Consider the following 16,726-nt stretch of genomic DNA (forward strand, 5'->3'; position numbering starts at 1 on the left):
GGGAGGTCTATGTATGTTAAAAAAATGTTTAACCGTATTATCCATTACAACGTTGACAGCGGCATTATCCGCTTGCGGTGGAAGCAGTCAAACGACCGGCAGCTCCAGCTCGCCATCCGCCACTACGGCAGCAACGGCATCAGCAGCCGTAAATGCACCGAAACCGGAATTCAAAGCACTTCTGCAGTATGCGCGTTTTGACCCCAATACAGAGGTTGTGGCGAAGTTTCTGAACGAAAAAACCGGTTATAAAGTAACGTATGATATGCTGCCCGTTGAGAACCCGGATGATAAATTGAATTTGCTGATGGCCAACAAGGAGCAATATGCGTTCATGCTGCTTACAGGACCACAGTATTCCAAGCTGGCGTCTTCCGGCGCGCTTGAGCCCATCGACGAATTAGTGAACAAGTACGGCACGAATATGAAAAGTGTCATTTCCCAAAACTCCTGGAATGGGGCGAAGCTGAACGGTAAAATCTATGGCATTCCGCAGACTGGATCAGGAACGGTTGTCAACTCGTCATTGATTGTCCGCCAAGACTGGATGGATGAGCTTGGACTGAAAGCGCCAACGACACGCGATGAAATGTACACGGTGATGAAGACAATTAAAGAGAAGAAGAACGTGATGGCGCTGTCCGGCGGAAAAAGTCCGCTTCTCCCAGAAATTCTGCCGACATTTGGTTTGACGATGGTGCAATCGACCTTAACAACAGGTTGGCAGGATGTCAGCGGCAAGTTGGTTAATGCCGTCGAGAATCCGAACATGAAGACATATTTGGCTTTCATGAAAAAGCTATACAGTGAGAAATTAATCGATCAGGAATGGTCGCTGAATCAGGCGAACAAAGTGATTGAAAACTTTACGAGCGGTAAAGCTGCTATCATTTCCAATGGCTATTTCAATGCGCCAACCGTGCAAAATGCGCTGTTGAAAAATACGCCAAATGCCAAAATTGCCAGCCTGCCTTATTTGAAAGGCGATGATGGGAAGGTTCAAGTCATGGCAACCGCAGGAATCAGCTATTATGTAGGTATTCCGAAGTGGGCTGAGAAGAAAGAGGACATCATTAAATATTTGGATTTAAAACTCGACAAAGAAATTCATAAAGAAGCAACCATCGGTAAAGAAGGCGTTCATCATAAAGTTGAAAACGGCAATTATTTCCCGATTCTTCCGATCTTCAATGACCAATACAACAACGCGTCTTCGTTCCTAACCGGTGTAGATGAGAAGAACTACCCGATATACTGGCAGGCACGCGTACGGAAAGATCCGATTCTGACGGAGGCGTTTAACAAAAATCAGGAAGCCGCCAAAGGGAATACAGTGGTTGATCCGCTTTCTTTTGCACCGCCGCTTGAAGCAATCGGTAAAAATAGCCTGAAGCTGCAGAAGCTGATGGAAGATACGTTCTTAAAGTATATAACAGGAGCAGAACCTCTGGAGAACTATGACAAGTTCCTCGCGCAATGGAAAGCTGAAGGCGGCGATGATATGACCAAAGCTGCTAATGAATGGTATGCTGCGAATAAGAAGTAAGCTTGACGCGTAAATCATCCCCTGTGGTTCATGCCATAGGGGTTTTACTACGAAAAGGGAGTGAAGAGCGATGAAGAAAATCGGATTCATTGATTATTTTCTGGATGAGTGGCATGCAGAGAAATATCCAGACTGGATTGAAAAGGCCTCAGGCGGAGAAATGAAAGTAACTTGCGCATATGGCATGGTGAATAGGCAAGGCAAACTGACTAACGCAGAGTGGTGCAGGAAGAAAGGCATTGAACTTCTGGATTCTATTCAAGCAGTTGTGGAACAAAGCGATTATTTGGTTGTGCTCTCGCCGGACCATCCCGAGTTCCATGAAGAGCTGGCACGGCTTCCGCTGCAATCCGGCAAGCCAACTTATATTGATAAAACATTTGCACCAGACCTAGCAAGCGCGGTACGGATGTTTGAGTTGGCTGCTGCGCATGGAACGCCTATGTACTCGACTTCGGCGCTTCGTTATGCTGCTGAATATTCTGAGCTTGAACGCTCAGGCATAGACGCGATAAGCAGCTTTGGTCCTGGCAAGTTTGAGACCTATTCGATCCACCAAATTGAACCGATTATCGCTTTGATGGGGACAGAGGTTCAGCGTCTCATGTGGACGGGAACAGAGAAGACGCCGTCACTGCTTATTGGCTACAAAGATGGCAGGCAGGCTGCTGTTAATCTGTATGGCTCCGAATGTCCGTTCATGATGAACGTCAATTATGGCAATGATCAGGCCAAGTTGCTTAAGATCGAATCGAACTTCTTCGGGGTATTTATTGAAAATCTCGTCACCTTTTTCGAATCAGGTGTTCCTGCCGTATCGCAAGCGGAAACCTTGGCTATCGCTGCGATTATGGAAGCGGGCATGAAGGCGGAGAAGACACCTTATCAGTGGTTGACACTGACTTAGTTTGCTACCACCTGACTATAAAAGCCTGTGAAAGTGCAGGAATTTTCGGGTGAATTCGGGTGTGAAATGGAAATGCCTGCAATTGTGCAGGTATTTTCAGCTTTTCCAGCCTCTCATCCAGAAAAAGCCTCGAAAACCTGCACAAACGCAGGAATATCATGATTTAAGCTATTCTAAGCGTAAAAAAGATGCACAATTGCAGGTTTATAAAAAGGAGCCAGCCTGGGTTTGCGTAGGATACATCAATCTCCATAAAAAAAGGAGCTGCCCTCATGTAGTTTATCTACGTAGGGGACAGCTCTTTTTTACTTTTATCTACTCATTATTCATATCTCCGTCGATTTCTCTATCTTCATTTTTATCTTTATGCGAGTTAAATACTTTAATTTTGATATCCGCGTGTTTGCCGTGATATGCAGCGCTAATCGTTGCTGTGCCAGGTTTCACGGCTGTGATCGTGCCGTTCGGGGCAATGGAAGCGACTTTATCATGAGAAGAGCGGTAGCTGTCAGCCTGCGTAATGAAGGCTGTTTGCCCATCCGAATAAGTGGCTTTAAGCGGTGCGAGATAAGTGTCGCCTTTGACTAAGCTATGGTTGTTTTCGTCATAAGACAAGCGGGTCAAGGTGACAACCGTAACAAGCGACTTCGCTATTTTCCCTTCGAACTGAGCGGTAATTTCAGTTGTTCCGTCTTTCACAGCGGAAATGAGGCCGCTTTCGGAAACAGTAGCCACACTCGGATTGCTGGAGAGGTAAGAAGCTCCGGTGATTACGGCACGCGTACCGTCGGAATAAACGGCGGAAGTCACAACAGCTTGTGCAGTGCCGGATTCAAGACGATAGCTTGGCGAATCCAAGATTAATCCGGTCACAACGGGAGCAGTGCGCGTAATGTTGACTGTTTTTTCATTTGTTTTGCGGCCGTCAACGTAAACAGAAATTTTCAAGGCATTCGTGCCGATAAGAAGAGCCGCTTGGCCGACAAAATCACCGTTGCTTGCTACGACGGCGGGCACTTGATTGACGCGAACTTCTGCCGTGCCCGGTCCAAGAACTTCTACATTGCCTTTGATCTCAATACTGGCAAGTGAAGTTGAAGTGTTCTCGAAAGCCAAGTGACCGCGCAGGACAGCTGATCTCACGTTGTCCCCAACCTTATACGTGCTTGCGACAAGCTGACGTCTAGTCCGCGTGCCGGAGGCATCCAATGCGGAAATGACGAAGCCGCCCTGCGGGATGATGCTGTTATTTGGTGACATGTTCGTCCAGTTCCAAGTCAGTGCCTGCTGCGCATTTACGACTTTGGTCACTTTACCGGTGTTATCAACGATTGCTTCTACGCCAAAAGTTGATGTCGCTGTTGTCTGACCGAATGTGTCTGTGTAGACATTTAAATTATTTTCATTGCGGCTTACGTTGTACAAATCGGCTTCGAGGTAGGCCTCATTATTCGCGGGAATGCTGGCGCCAAGCTGGTAATCTTTCACGTAAACCTGATTCTGAAGGGAAGCCTTCACGATAGGCCAGTTGACTTGCGAATAGTCGAAAAGCATCAGACCGTTCGATTGGGCAAGCCCCGCTTGGAATACGGACCGCTGAAGGGCGGGTTCCTGAATGTTCGCCAGAGCAATGCTGGCATACATGGGCACTTCGCCGTTAGTGACAATATTGCCTAGTGTAATATGTTGTTCAATTTCTTTCTGTGTTGTCTGGTAGGTGCCAATCATCAGGAAATCGATATTTTTGGCATATCCGGTTGCGGCGTAAGAAGCGGTATACATACTATCTTCTGGAAAATGGAGACGGCTGTCATATTGGAAATGGGGACTTCCCCAATGAACGCCGTTCAAATAATAACTTTCAAACCACGAGCCTACGTAAGCAGAGGATTGAACTTTTTTACCTTTTAATGCCGTATACCGATCAGTTAAGGAACGTACTTCATCTGTAAAGGTTTTGATCGTCAATGAACGGAATTCCCACCAATCGTTAATGAGAGGGCCATTCTGGCGTACATTATTCACATAAGTGAATACATCAGCCGGCCAGTTCGTCAATGACTTCCCGCGTGATGCGAGAAATGTTTCGAACTTACTGCGCGTCAACGGGCTGAAATCGGCCGTTTCATTGTCATACCGGGTACGGTCGAGCACGACACCGTCTACATCGTAATTCTTGATGACTTCTTCCATGTTTTTCAACTCAAAAGCACGTGCCTCGTCATTCGCCGGATTAATGAAAGCTACCAGCGATTTGCCTGATTTGTAATAGTTGCTTTCCCGTAGGCGAAGAATTTGACCGCCATCCTCAGGCCGGAAAACGTGTTCTTCCCAGTCCAGATGCTGATTCAGCAAGCCATATTCATTATGTGCGGGCGAGCCTTCGGCAAATACATTAAAGGCGGCATGAATTTTCATGCCAAGCTGATGCCCGTAAGTCACGAATTCCTGAAGCATGTCCAGGTTCGGATTGGCACCTGCTCGGGTTGGTGCCGTCATCTGAGAGATGTGAGGCCGCCCCGTTAGATCATTCTTCTTGTAGTTGGCAAAGCCTTCAACACCCTTCACATCGAGGGCAATCGCGGTGACGCCGGCGTCTTTCGCTTTGGTCAGCATATCACGAACGTTTTCGGGCGTTTGCAGCTTAAAAATGTTCGTTCCTTGATCGACCCAGAGCACGACTTCCTTCGGAGCGCTGGTTGGCTTCTTGTAGAAAACGATGAGCGATTTACGAACGTTCTCCACGCCGTTTTTGGCAGCGATAACATCGAGGTAATTGACCCCTTCGTTCAACACGTACTCAACTTGGAAGGTGTGATCCGCTTGCATGATAGCGGTCGTTTGGTTGACGGAAACGGAGTAAGAAGTACCTTGTTCAAGGTTATCGAGTTTACCGGAAACGATTGTTTTCGGCTGTGTGACGGTCGACCAGTCATCATTGTTCAGTTTGAGCTGCGCTTTAAGCCCGTGGCCAGTCATGAGTTCGGTGACAGGAATGACTTCGCCGTTCTTGCGCAGCTTGATTTTGTCCCCAATCTTAAAGTTTTTGGCCAAATACTGCTTGTATGTTTTATTAGCCCAACTGTCGTCATTAGCGACCAATAGGTAGCCGCCTGGCGGGATAATCAGATCAGTGGGACCTGTCCACACGGGCACACCGCCGTTAACGGACGGGTTAATAATCTTGGTCACTTGTCCAGAGGCGTCAACCGCAACACCGACGGTCGTCTTGCCAACTGTGATTTGCGGCGCGTATTCCGTGGTAAACAAGGCTACATAATCGGTTATTGCTGACACGTCTTGATCAACGAGATTAATTTGCTTGCGCGGACCTTCAATGTCAATAGTGATATCTACCGGAGCGGCTTCGACTTCAATAAAGTCCGCTGCGCTCGGCTGAGCAGCAGCGGTGGAGCCAGTTCCCGCAGCTAGGGCGGTTATTGGACTAAGGGAAACGATTAGCGTTAGCAAGACAGCGAGATTCAGCCATTTTGATTTAATCAACGAAACCCACATTCCTTCCATTCGTAGAATAGGCGGTCAAATACGAACAGGCTCCAGATCAGGGGGGACCGATCATGTCTTAGAAGTGTATTTCTTTCCCTTGAGCGCTGGATTCATAAATGCCGCAAAGAATTTTCATCATCTCGACACCGTCCTGTACAGGGGAAAGCGTCTCTTTAGTACCTTGGCAAACTTCGATGAAATAATTGAGCTCTTGTTGAAAACCGGCGACAAAGTCGAAGGATAGGTTATTGATTTGTGGTGTCAAATTAAGAATCGTGTCATATTTCTCTGTAATGATGGATAGCTCTGGTTCCAGCTCTGCGCCGCCTTTTTCGCCATATAGCTTGACGGTTAGCTCGTCTTCTTTGGCATGAAGAGTGAAGCTGACGTCAACTAGGAGGGAGGCGCCGTTCTCGAAGCGGATCATGGCGTTGGCCATGTCTTCCACCGTGTTATGAGAAGCGTCGTAATCGGCGGCTTTGTAAAAAGCGAGATTTTTCACATTCGCGCGATTGCCAAGCTTCTTGTACGCATTGCCGGATACCGACTTCACTTTGGGTCTGCCCATCAAATACCAACAAAGATCAATGACATGAACGCCTACATCAATTAACGGTCCGCCGCCCGAGCGCTCAATATCCGAGAACCAACCGCCCGGATTGCCTAGCCGGCGAATGCAGGAAGCTTTGGCATAATAGATCTCACCGAGCTGTCCGTTGTCTACGAAAGATTTGACGATTGCTGTATTAGAGGCATACCGGCGAACAAAGCCGACTTGCAGAACTTTGCCTGAACGCTGGACGGCGGCTTCGACGGCCAATGCTTCTTCAACCGTTTTACATAGCGGCTTTTCAGTAAGGACGTTCTTGCCTGCTTCCAAAGCGGCTATGGAAATAGGGGCATGGCTGTTGTTCCAAGTACAGATACTTACAGCATCTATCCTAGGATCGGCAAGCAGCTTCTTATAATCGGTATACACATGTGGAATGCCGTACTTATCTGCCTTGGCTTTGGCGCGTTCTTCATTTAAATCACAAATCGCGTAAAGCACCACATCGGGATTGTTTTGATAAGATTTTAAGTGCATTTCGGAGATAGAACCGGCTCCGATGACCGCTACATGTATGTTGCTCATCGTATGAAAGCACCTCGTTTATAGGATGGTTAGATCAGGTATTGGTAAAAAATTATACGGGGTGAATGGTTGGCCAAGTTAATTCAATCCCATGGTTTACTAGATTTTGCTGGAATTTACGAAGCTCGGACTCGGTATTTCGAACATCACGGGGGATCAGCTTACGGTCCAAGCAGTAGCTAGCCAGGAAGCCTGCAGCTTCACCGATGTTCCACTCCACTGGGTGGAGCCGATAACAGCCGTTCGTGATATGGGTAACCCCTAAATTTTTGCATGCCGGCAACAAATTATTCATTCGGACTGGAATCAAGCTGCCTAGCGGAATCTGGAACGGCAGGGAAGAGATGTCGATATAATGCCGGTTGCCCGTACTGGGATGCAGATCAATGCGATAACAGCCAATGCCAACGGAATCATCAAATTGCACGGCTCTTCCTTCAGGCCGGCATGCTGCGCTTACATGCTGTTCCAATACAGTGAATTCTGCTTTGATACGGCGCGATTCCCTTATGTAAGGATACATGGCTAAGCCATCGTCGGTACCAACGATATCTTTGCGAAGGCGCAGTCCCGGATAGCCATGGCCCCTGTCAGGTCGCGGAGCTTCTGTCTGAAGCCAGTAGAGCAGGGAAAGGCTGAGCTGCTTCGCATCCCAGAGATTCCGCTCTCTTTCTTGTTCGCTCACATCAATAACGGAGCCTAGCCAGTAATCATTTTGCGGCCAATTGACGAGTGTGATGCTTCCCGGGTAAAAGCCCTTCTCGAAATTCGTACTGTCGATAATGCGTCGATAGTAGAATAGGGAGTACCTTTCTGTGCCTTCGAAAAGTTCGTAATCAACAGCCTCAAGCGTGTGCGGTCTTACCCCTGTCCAACTTAGCAGTCGATCAGGCCAGAAGTCAGCTTTGTACTGCCGCCAGAAATCGTAGCGCTCAGGACGCTCGATGGTGTGATCCTCGCCTTCGATGTAATCCATCGCGAAGCAGTAAGTAAAGCCTTGCATGTCCTGCGGAAGCGCCTCGCCTGCGACAGCATGGGGTTCACCGGTTTCGCTGAACGCTTCTGCACCTGTGACATATTCCGCGCCTGCAAGCGGAAGGACGTCGCCGCATTCTGTTGCATCAAGGAAGTAGGCAGCAGAAAGTTCAACAAGCTCACCCGTAATTAAATTCGTCATGATTACTTTGCGGATATTATCGCCTTCCACTAAAGCTGATTTAATGCGATGGCGGTAAAGGATTTGCAAGCGTCCGCTATGAATATACGGTGCGAGCATGTCTTGCAGAACCGCTACAGCGGCGCGAGGCTCATGGCATAAACGCGAGACGCCGCCATTTCCGGGATTCAGGTAGATTTGCGAGCGAGCCTCCGCTGTTAGCGGGAAATGCCGCCGATAGTAGTCGCGAACCCCATTTCGAAACTGCCGATAGGCGCGCGTGCATCCGAACTTCTCAATCCAAGGATGTTCATCCGGCGGGACAGCTTGGCTTGTCAGCTGCCCCCCAATCCAATCGGTTTCCTCTGTCAGAATAACCGTCTTGCCTGATTTGGCTGCCGCGAGCGCAGCGGCGCTGCCGCCGGTACCTCCGCCAATAATGATGATATCAGCGCTATGTTTGTGCATGTTGCGTTGGTTATCCCAGTCCGTCAACGATGATTCCCTCCTTTTTTCCATCTCACCTACAAGTATCCACCAACAGGCTAACCTTATTGTATTACAGCGGTAACGGCGCTACAGCGGAGGACCATGACTTCTTTTGGTACTTTAATAACCATTGATCTTCTAGAAAAAGGGTTTGAAGCTATAATGACGAAAAGGATTAACAGAATATAGGAGAATCAAGTAGGAGGTTCAAATTATGAGTCACCGCAAAAAATCGATTGATGCTGTGCAGTTGGATACAAATATGAACATACGGCCATCCGGCGATCAGGACGTCATGTGGTATTCACCACTTGAGGCGCCGTTCCACATTGCCGGTTTTGGTTGGCTTCAAGAGGAAGGGCGTTATCGGCGTCTGCCAGCGCATCCTTCTCATCACATACCTGATGCTGTGGATCAATTAGCGAATTGCACTTCGGGCGGACAGATTCGGTTCACGGCGGATGCCACGTCACTGCTTGTGAAAGTGAAATTAACGGGACCTGCGAATATGTATCATATGACGGCAACAGGTCAATGCGGGTTTGATTGCTACTTGGGGGTACCGGGGGAACAAGTCTATTACGGAACAACGACTTACGATCATCGGTTAATGGCGTATGAAAGCAGCCTTTTCACGAATAAGGTGAGAGAAAACCGCCTATTTACTTTGAATTTCCCGCTTTATCAAGGCGTAGAGGAAATATGGATTGGCTTGGATCGAGAGGCCCGCATCTCGCCGCCGCCTAGCTACGACAGCAATCAGAAGATTGTTGTTTATGGGACTTCGATTACACAAGGAGGCTGCGCATCCCGCCCAGGCATGTCTTATACGAACATTTTGTCGCGCCGCATGAATCTGGAATTTCTGAACTTGGGTTTTTCCGGTAATGGCAAAGGAGAACCAGAGCTAGCGCATATACTGGCGGATATTCCAAATCCCGCCTGCTTGATTCTTGATTATGAGGCGAACTGCGTTTCGACGGAATTATTGGCGAAGACCTTGCTCGAATTTATTGCAATCTATAGAGAAAAACATCCCTTGACGCCTATTCTCGTTATTTCTAGAATCACGCATGCCAAAGAACAATTTCATGCTGACATGGCCCAAGAGCGTTCAGATCGCAAGCAGATTCAGCAACGAGTTGTTGAGCAGCGACGCGAGATGCAGGATGACAACATTTATTTCTGTGATGGGTCCACGCTGCTTGGTGCAGATGCTCATGAATGCACGGTGGATGGGTCCCATCCGACGGATCTTGGTTTCCTGCGGATGGCGGATGGCTTAACGCCGATACTTCAGCAGATTGTGGGCGGATGACAGAGGCAAGACAGGCCTGAAGGGGTGGTCCGATGAAAATAACGAAGCCATTATCCGCGTGCTTCGTTCTGACGATGTTATGTTCAAGCGCAGGATGCAGCTATCCTTCCAAGGACAAAAATGAAGATGAAACCAGCCCTGCGAAAGTTCCTCTCATCCGAATTGTGGCGAACAGTCTAGGTATGAATTTCCCAGCGGGAATGGATGCCAATCACAATCCGTATCTTGCCTACATCGAAAAAAATACAGGCATGGAGGTCAATGTAACCCTCCCGCCGCTTAATGGCTATGATGATAAATTGAACGTAATTATGACCTCGGGGGAGCCGCCGGATCTGCTGAATACGGCCAATCCTTCGTGGTTCATTAACTTTGTAAATCAAAAGGCATTAACGCCTTTAAATGACTATATTGACAAATACGGCGCAAATCTGAAAGCCAAAATTCCTAAAGAAGCATGGGACAATGTCACGGTAAATGGTCAAATCTATGCCATTCCCAGCGTCAATGAGGTCAAAGGAACAGAGATTATTTATGCTCGGAAGGATTGGTTGGATAAACTTGGTTTGCAGCCTCCTCACAGTATCGAGGAATTTACGGCTGTGATGAAAGCTTTCGCTGAGAGGGATCCGGATGGAAACGGGATACAAGACACCTACGGCCTCTCCATCTTGGAGCGCCTGGGTAGAACCTCATCTTTTCTTGGCGCTTTCGGAGCCCAAATGAATGCTTGGTACGAACGAGATGGGAAGCTGGTATACTCCGGAATTCTCCCTGAGATGAAACAAGCGCTGACTTATTTGCATAGTCTCTATGAGCAAAATATATTGGACCCCGAATTCCCGCTGAATAAAATTGATATTCTTGGCGATAAGATAGCACGAGGGAAGATCGGCTTGTATTCTGCCGCTTGGTCGGATACACGTACACACATAGAACAAAGTCGTAAGAATGATCCTACAGCGGTATGGATTCCACTTGATTATCCAACTGGCCCTGATGGGAAGCATGGCGTTTACAGCACATCCATCGTTCGTTCCTACAATGTCGTGCCGCTCAAAAGCCAGAACGCAGCGGCCGTGGTCAAATTTCTTGACTTTATAGCAGGGCCTGCTCAAAATACGCTAAAGCTTGGCTTTGAGAAAGAAGTATGGACCCAAGTAAACGGAAAGCTGTCTATTCGGTTGGATGAACATATCAAACAAGCTTATCGGGGCATTTATGGGGCCTTGGTGGATACCATTGACCGGGACTTGACGAGAAAACGTTTAGACGGATTAGGTGAACAGTTCAGACTTTATGAAAACTTGCAGCGGATTGATAACAATCTAATGCAAAATCGGTTTAATGGGCCTCCAACTCCAGCCATGGGCAAGCATCAGGTCAAACTGTCCAAGCTCCAGGAAGAAACCTTTACTCGGATTATTGCGGGAATGAGTCCAATCGAGGAATTTGATGCTTTTGTGAAAAATTGGAAGGATGCCGGAGGGGATGAAATTACCGGAGAAGTGAACGAATGGTGGCGGCAACCCGGTAAGTAATGGGTAGTGAACCCGGTATAAATGGAGGGACCACCACATGGTAAGAGAGATCCTGCCCAAAGTACGGAAATTACTGACTGGCTTTATTCAAGTAAGGCTGACATGGTATTTTATGCTCATTTTATTGCCGATCTCAGGCTTCAGTCTTTTTGCCATTGCGAAATCGCAAACGATTTTGGAAATACAAACAGGGGAAAGAACCCAAGGTGCCCTGCATACGATGGCTGATTATGTGGATCTGACGCTGCAGAATATCGAACAGCTTTCCTCGTTAATCGCCTTTGATATGAATATGAATAAAACTTTGCAATCCGTAGGACAAGAGCCGCGCAAACAGTCTTATGTGCAGCTCGCGCAAGTGATGGATCAAATAACGAATATGACAACCGTTAATTTGATGGTGGACCAAATCACGATCATCCATATGCCTTCTCGCACCGTTATCTCTACGAAGCTTGGCGGTAGCAAGCTGCCTGAGGGGGCAGAGAAGCAAGAGTGGTATATGCGCTTAATGGAGGCTAACGGAGGGACCGTTTTCTATACGCCACAAGCAGGTGAATCGTATTTTGACACAGATAGTGTGCATTTGATCCGAACGATGGACCCTTATAATCGGACCCTGATGAATCCTAATTTGCTCGTTATTTCCATTAAAAAAAGCGCCTTAATCGAGCTGGCAAAGCCACTGCTTCCTACTGCCAACGCGAATATCTATCTGTATGAAAGCAATGGCTCGTTGATCACAGGAACTGGAAAGTCCATGAACCCGCAGGCTTGGAATAAAGAAAATAAAGCTAGATTTATTCGTAAATCGCCGCAAACCGGAACTGAAATGGTGACCATTAGCGTAAAGTCCAAATTATCCGGGTGGTCGCTCATGATGGAACAGCCGCTATGGGAAATTCGCAGCCATACGGATTCGTTGAAAGTATTTACCTATGGCATTGTAGTCGTAAGTTTAGTGCTCGCGATTTGGATTTCCTGGATCGTCTACAGGGGAATTTCCTCACCTCTGCGCAAGCTCGCGTATGGGATGAAACAGCTGCGAACTGGCAATTTCACCATTCAGCTGGAGGATACGCGCGTGGACGAGCTTGGGTATGTCATAGAATCCTTCAATCGCATGGCTGAAAATCAAAAAACGCTCATTCGTGACCATTATGAAAAGCAGCTTTTACTTTCCAAAATGGAGCTCAAATTCCTGCAATCGCAGATTAATCCGCATTTCCTCTATAACACTCTGGATTCGATCTACTGGACAGCTAAGAATTACGAGGCAGATGAAATCAGTGAAATGGTGCTCAATTTGTCCAAATTTTTCAGGCTGAGCTTAAACAAGGGAAATGAAACATTTCCGGTGGGCGAAACCGTCATGCATCTCACGTATTATATTAAAGTGCAGCAGCTGCGGTTTTTGGATCATTTTACTGTCCGCTACGATATCGCCAAGGAGAGTGAGCCTTATCATGTGTTAAAGCTGCTCTTGCAGCCACTTGTCGAAAATGCTGTTCTGCATGGTCTTGAGAAACAAAGCAGGGGCGGGGAGCTTGTCATTTCCTCCTACTTGGATAACAGCTTGCTGGTGCTAGAAGTGAGCGACAACGGCATCGGCGTGGAACCTGACAAGTTGAAAGAGATTCGAGCCAAGCTAGAACAATCTTACAGGCTTGCGGCTGAAGGCATCTCGACAGATGGCCGGAGGGAAAAGGACTTGTTTGGCCTGCGTAATGTTGTTACGCGGATGAGGATGTATTACGGGGAAGGCTCCGAATTTCATTTCGATAGCGATGTTCGCAGCGGAACCCGGATTACGATCCGACTTCCGCTTGAGAAGTGCCTCTCCGCTTTAGAAGAACAGGCAAGTTAAGGCAGCAGCGGTTGTCTCAAAGCAATGTGCAGCATCGAGCTCCGCCGTGCGGATGCGCTATAATGCGCACCAAGGCTCGCTCGCGTGGGGACAGCGAATGCGGGCGACCATATTTGGCGAGGTTCATGGCCTAATCGGAAATTCCTGCGTAAATGCAGGCTTTTTCGATCAAATCGCATGAAAACTTCAGAAAGCCTGCGATTATGCAGGCTTTCTGGGCTTTTGCATCCTGGAATCGAAAAAAGGTCGTTAAAGGATGCATAATCGCAGGCTTTTCACGTTTTTGCTGGTTCCTAAGACGAAAAGGATGCATAATCGCAGGAATTATGTGAAATATTTGTGTCTGCGAAAACAGAGAGGGCTGATCTATAAGATCATTAGATCTTATAAATCAGCCCTCTTCCTAATGTGTTGTAGATAGATGAATCAATCTGTAATATTGCGCATGTAGTACTCGATGATATCTTTGCGGCGAATAATGCCAACGAAGAGATGGTCATCATCAACGACCGGAACAAAATTCTGATCGGCGGCAAGCGCCAGCATATCTTCCATGTGAGCATGCAAGGAAACAGATTCATTGCGAATATGCTTTTCAATATTGCTAACCTGAATGTGATCCATGTTATCGAAAGTGAGGCCTGGCGTGTTTTTCATTGTCCACAGCAGATCGCCTTCCGAAAGTGTGCCGACGTATTTCCCATTCTCATCAACAATGGGAAGAGCTGTGTAATAATGCTGTTCTAACTGTTCTAATGCTTCCTTCATGGAAGATGTCGAAGTGATAAAGGAAACTTTATCTTTGGGTAATAGAAAAGAGGCAGTTTTCATAGTTTTTGATTACCTTTCCCTGAATTTTCAATTCCCTATATGTATATTTAAACATACTTTGCCGTTAAAGGCATTGAAAAATCTTTCCATTACGTAATAAGACGCACGGAAATGTTATTTTGTTCAGTATCTTTTACCCCGTTCATCAGATTTGAAACAAGGGGCTTATTCACTCCATTTTCATATGGATTACGAATAGGTCTTGTTGTCTTGTCCCAAAGAATACAAGTTGACACTGCGAGATTACAAGTGTAATATGATGATGTATTACAAACGTAATCCAATTAGATAGGAGGTAAGCCTGTGACCCAAGTTCCCCAAATCTCCGATGCGGAGTGGGAAGTGATGAAAGTTTTATGGGCCAAATCGCCCTGCACCGCCAATGAAGTGATTGAAGTTCTAGAGACTCGTACGGAGTGGAAGCCCAAAACCGTGAGAACCCTTTTGAACCGATTAGCTCAAAAAGAAGCCATTTCTTATACCTTAGTTCACAAAGTGTATGCGTATTTCCCTCTCGTGTCGGCAGACGAATGTGTGAAGTCGGAAACCGATTCTTTCCTGAAACGAATATACGGCGGGGCATTTAAACCGCTGCTCGTTAACTTTTTGAAAGAAGAGAAGCTCACGCCGGAAGAAATCAAAGAATTGAAAAATATCCTTGATGACAAATCGAAATGATCCCCTAAAGATCAGCATGCAATTCTGCCGCAACCTCTTGGGGACAAAGTTGGAAAGGGAGAATCACCTGTGAATCAACTGCTTGAACAATTTATTCCATTGTTTCATTGGGTATGGTCTGTCTCGGCGATGGCAAGTGTCTTGGTTGTATTCATCATCGTGATGCAGAAAGTGCTTAAAGCTCATTTGAAGCCCAGATGGCATTACATATTGTGGCTGCTGGTCATTCTGCGACTAATTATGCCTTGGAGCCCAGAAAGCAAATTAAGCATTTATAATTGGGTCGGTACACCGGAAGTCGTCCAATCTGTTGTTCACTTCGATCAAGCTGAACCGGCTTTAAGGACGGATGAACATGAATCACCGGGCGCGAAGACACAAATCTTGTATCGCATTTTACTGGCAGCTTGGCTGCTTGGCGTAGTTTTATTAGGGACTTATACTTTGAGCATTAACTTGAAGTTTGCCCGGAAATTAAAGCAAGAAACGGAAGCTATTACGGATGAAAGAATAAGACAGCTATTCAGGCAATGTAAAAAACGGATGGGAATCCAAGGCCACATTGCCTTGGTTGCTTCTGATGAGTTAGCATCTCCATCGTTGTTTGGATTTATGAAACCTCAATTAATTATGCCGACGGTTCTGTTGCAGAATTTGAATGACGAGCAATTGCAGCACGTCTTCCTTCACGAGCTTGCCCACAGCAAGCGCAAAGATATTTGGGTGAATGGGTTCATGCATGCGCTGCTCATCATTCATTGGTTTAATCCCATTCTCTGGTACGCTTATCGTCGAATGCGCGAAGATCAGGAAATTGCGAGTGATGCGCTTGCGTTAAGCTGCCTTGCTCCTGACAAAAGCCAAGCTTATGGCTATACGCTTATTACATTGCTGGAAAGTATTGCGAAACGCAATCAAGTGTTTGGAAATGTCAATCTGACTGGAAATAAAGCTCAATTACAAAGGAGAATTCTGATGATTAAACAGTTTAAGCTTCATTCCTATCGCTGGTCGTTTCTTGGATTGGCAACCATGATTTTCATTAGCGGCTGCACATTAACGAAACCTGACGCGAGTCAAAGCGCCAAACATTCCATGAGTGCAACAGCCACTGATAAACCTCAGCAAACAATTTCTCCAGATACAAGCCTGAAGCCAAATGATGAGAAAACGGCCACCTCAGATACGGAAATATCGTTATCGGCTCCAACACCAACGCCAAGCCTATCTCCATCCGCGGCATCAAATGATAAGCCAAGTCCTGTTGCTGCCCAAGAGGAGCTGCCGACAGTATCTGCTCGTGTACCACAGCCTGTTCCTGTTGCCGAGCAAAAAGGCGTGCGATCCGATACAGGTGTCAGACCGACAGCTGCTCCACAACCGAAAGCCAGCACGAGGGAAGAATCGCCTAGAGCTGTTCCTTCGACAGAGCCCCAGCAAGCTGTCACACCCGAAACCGCAAGACCGGCTCCGGTACGTGAACCACAACCCGTTGAACAGCCGCGGAACTAAGCGCAATTCACTTATAAAAAAGCTGATTCTATCCTTTGCGATGGAATCAGCTTTTTTAAAATCCACCGTCCAATTATTTTCCGGGCTGTACTACGGCGATGCCAACGATGATTGAGTCGAAGGCGTAAGCCGTCTTTTTTTGCTCAGAATTTGCTCAGAGCGGTGTGCTATGGTTAATGAGCATGACAAAAAAATGCACAATGCGACAGAATCAGCAACTGGGCCTTGCGCGAAGGAAA

Annotated in this window: 11 protein-coding genes; 7 read left to right on the plus strand and 4 right to left on the minus strand. The window is 47.0% G+C overall.

Features of this window, described 5'->3' with window-relative positions; translation table 11 throughout:
* The first annotated feature begins 13 nt into the window (after positions 1-13).
* Complete coding sequence (locus BC351_RS14240; protein ID WP_079413067.1) at positions 14-1,546, plus strand: type 2 periplasmic-binding domain-containing protein; 1,533 nt, start codon at positions 14-16, stop codon at positions 1,544-1,546.
* Between the two features lie 70 nt (positions 1,547-1,616).
* Positions 1,617-2,453 carry a Gfo/Idh/MocA family oxidoreductase gene (locus BC351_RS14245; RefSeq protein WP_079413069.1) on the plus strand — a complete coding sequence of 279 codons (837 nt, stop codon included), beginning with the start codon at positions 1,617-1,619 and terminating at the stop codon, positions 2,451-2,453.
* A gap of 315 nt (positions 2,454-2,768) precedes the next feature.
* Here the strand turns inward: BC351_RS14245 and BC351_RS14250 are convergent, their stop codons facing one another.
* From BC351_RS14250 to BC351_RS14260, 3 genes are all read right to left on the minus strand, one after another.
* Entirely contained in the window at positions 2,769-5,957 is a 3,189-nt protein-coding gene (locus BC351_RS14250) for an Ig-like domain-containing protein (protein WP_158082087.1), read from the minus strand.
* A gap of 79 nt (positions 5,958-6,036) precedes the next feature.
* Complete coding sequence (locus BC351_RS14255; protein WP_079413073.1) at positions 6,037-7,095, minus strand: Gfo/Idh/MocA family protein; 1,059 nt, start codon at positions 7,093-7,095, stop codon at positions 6,037-6,039.
* Positions 7,096-7,147: 52 nt separating this feature from the next.
* Positions 7,148-8,719, minus strand: coding sequence for an FAD-dependent oxidoreductase (locus BC351_RS14260; protein WP_079413574.1), 1,572 nt, complete (start codon positions 8,717-8,719; stop codon positions 7,148-7,150).
* 235 nt (positions 8,720-8,954) lie between these two features.
* On the opposite strand from BC351_RS14260, the gene BC351_RS14265 reads away from it, so the two are divergent.
* The 3 genes from BC351_RS14265 to BC351_RS14275 are packed head-to-tail and all read left to right on the plus strand — an operon-like array spanning position 8,955 to position 13,466.
* The gene (locus BC351_RS14265; RefSeq protein ID WP_079413075.1) at positions 8,955-10,058 is read left to right on the plus strand and encodes an SGNH/GDSL hydrolase family protein; all 1,104 of its coding nucleotides are present in this window, start codon (positions 8,955-8,957) and stop codon (positions 10,056-10,058) included.
* A 32-nt stretch (positions 10,059-10,090) separates the two neighbouring features.
* Positions 10,091-11,599: an extracellular solute-binding protein gene (locus BC351_RS14270; RefSeq protein ID WP_079413077.1), complete on the plus strand. Its 1,509-nt coding sequence runs from the start codon at positions 10,091-10,093 to the stop codon at positions 11,597-11,599.
* A 37-nt stretch (positions 11,600-11,636) separates the two neighbouring features.
* Positions 11,637-13,466, plus strand: coding sequence for a cache domain-containing sensor histidine kinase (locus BC351_RS14275; RefSeq protein WP_079413079.1), 1,830 nt, complete (start codon positions 11,637-11,639; stop codon positions 13,464-13,466).
* A 426-nt stretch (positions 13,467-13,892) separates the two neighbouring features.
* Here BC351_RS14275 and BC351_RS14280 read toward each other — a convergent pair whose 3' ends face one another.
* Entirely contained in the window at positions 13,893-14,297 is a 405-nt protein-coding gene (locus BC351_RS14280) for a CBS domain-containing protein (RefSeq protein ID WP_079413081.1), read from the minus strand.
* 345 nt (positions 14,298-14,642) lie between these two features.
* Between BC351_RS14280 and BC351_RS14285 the strand changes: the two genes are divergently transcribed.
* Both BC351_RS14285 and BC351_RS14290 read left to right on the plus strand, forming a co-directional pair.
* On the plus strand, positions 14,643-14,975 hold the full coding sequence (locus tag BC351_RS14285) for a BlaI/MecI/CopY family transcriptional regulator (protein ID WP_425270925.1): 333 nt from the start codon (positions 14,643-14,645) through the stop codon (positions 14,973-14,975).
* A gap of 69 nt (positions 14,976-15,044) precedes the next feature.
* Positions 15,045-16,487 carry a M56 family metallopeptidase gene (locus BC351_RS14290; protein WP_079413085.1) on the plus strand — a complete coding sequence of 481 codons (1,443 nt, stop codon included), beginning with the start codon at positions 15,045-15,047 and terminating at the stop codon, positions 16,485-16,487.
* The last annotated feature ends 239 nt before the right edge of the window (positions 16,488-16,726 follow it).

Source organism: Paenibacillus ferrarius, from assembly GCF_002027705.1.
GTDB classification, from domain to species: domain Bacteria; phylum Bacillota; class Bacilli; order Paenibacillales; family NBRC-103111; genus Paenibacillus_E; species Paenibacillus_E ferrarius.

What these genes read in the sequence shown, in the direction of transcription:
- BC351_RS14240 (WP_079413067.1), top strand. Translation starts at nt 14, where the DNA reads ATGTTAAAAAAATGTTTAACCGTATTATCCATTACAACGTTGACAGCG.
- BC351_RS14245 (WP_079413069.1), top strand. Translation starts at nt 1,617, where the DNA reads ATGAAGAAAATCGGATTCATTGATTATTTTCTGGATGAGTGGCATGCA.
- BC351_RS14255 (WP_079413073.1), bottom strand. Translation starts at nt 7,095, where the DNA reads ATGAGCAACATACATGTAGCGGTCATCGGAGCCGGTTCTATCTCCGAA.
- BC351_RS14260 (WP_079413574.1), bottom strand. Translation starts at nt 8,719, where the DNA reads ATGCACAAACATAGCGCTGATATCATCATTATTGGCGGAGGTACCGGC.
- BC351_RS14265 (WP_079413075.1), top strand. Translation starts at nt 8,955, where the DNA reads ATGAGTCACCGCAAAAAATCGATTGATGCTGTGCAGTTGGATACAAAT.
- BC351_RS14270 (WP_079413077.1), top strand. Translation starts at nt 10,091, where the DNA reads ATGAAAATAACGAAGCCATTATCCGCGTGCTTCGTTCTGACGATGTTA.
- BC351_RS14275 (WP_079413079.1), top strand. Translation starts at nt 11,637, where the DNA reads ATGGTAAGAGAGATCCTGCCCAAAGTACGGAAATTACTGACTGGCTTT.
- BC351_RS14280 (WP_079413081.1), bottom strand. Translation starts at nt 14,297, where the DNA reads ATGAAAACTGCCTCTTTTCTATTACCCAAAGATAAAGTTTCCTTTATC.
- BC351_RS14285 (WP_425270925.1), top strand. Translation starts at nt 14,643, where the DNA reads ATGAAAGTTTTATGGGCCAAATCGCCCTGCACCGCCAATGAAGTGATT.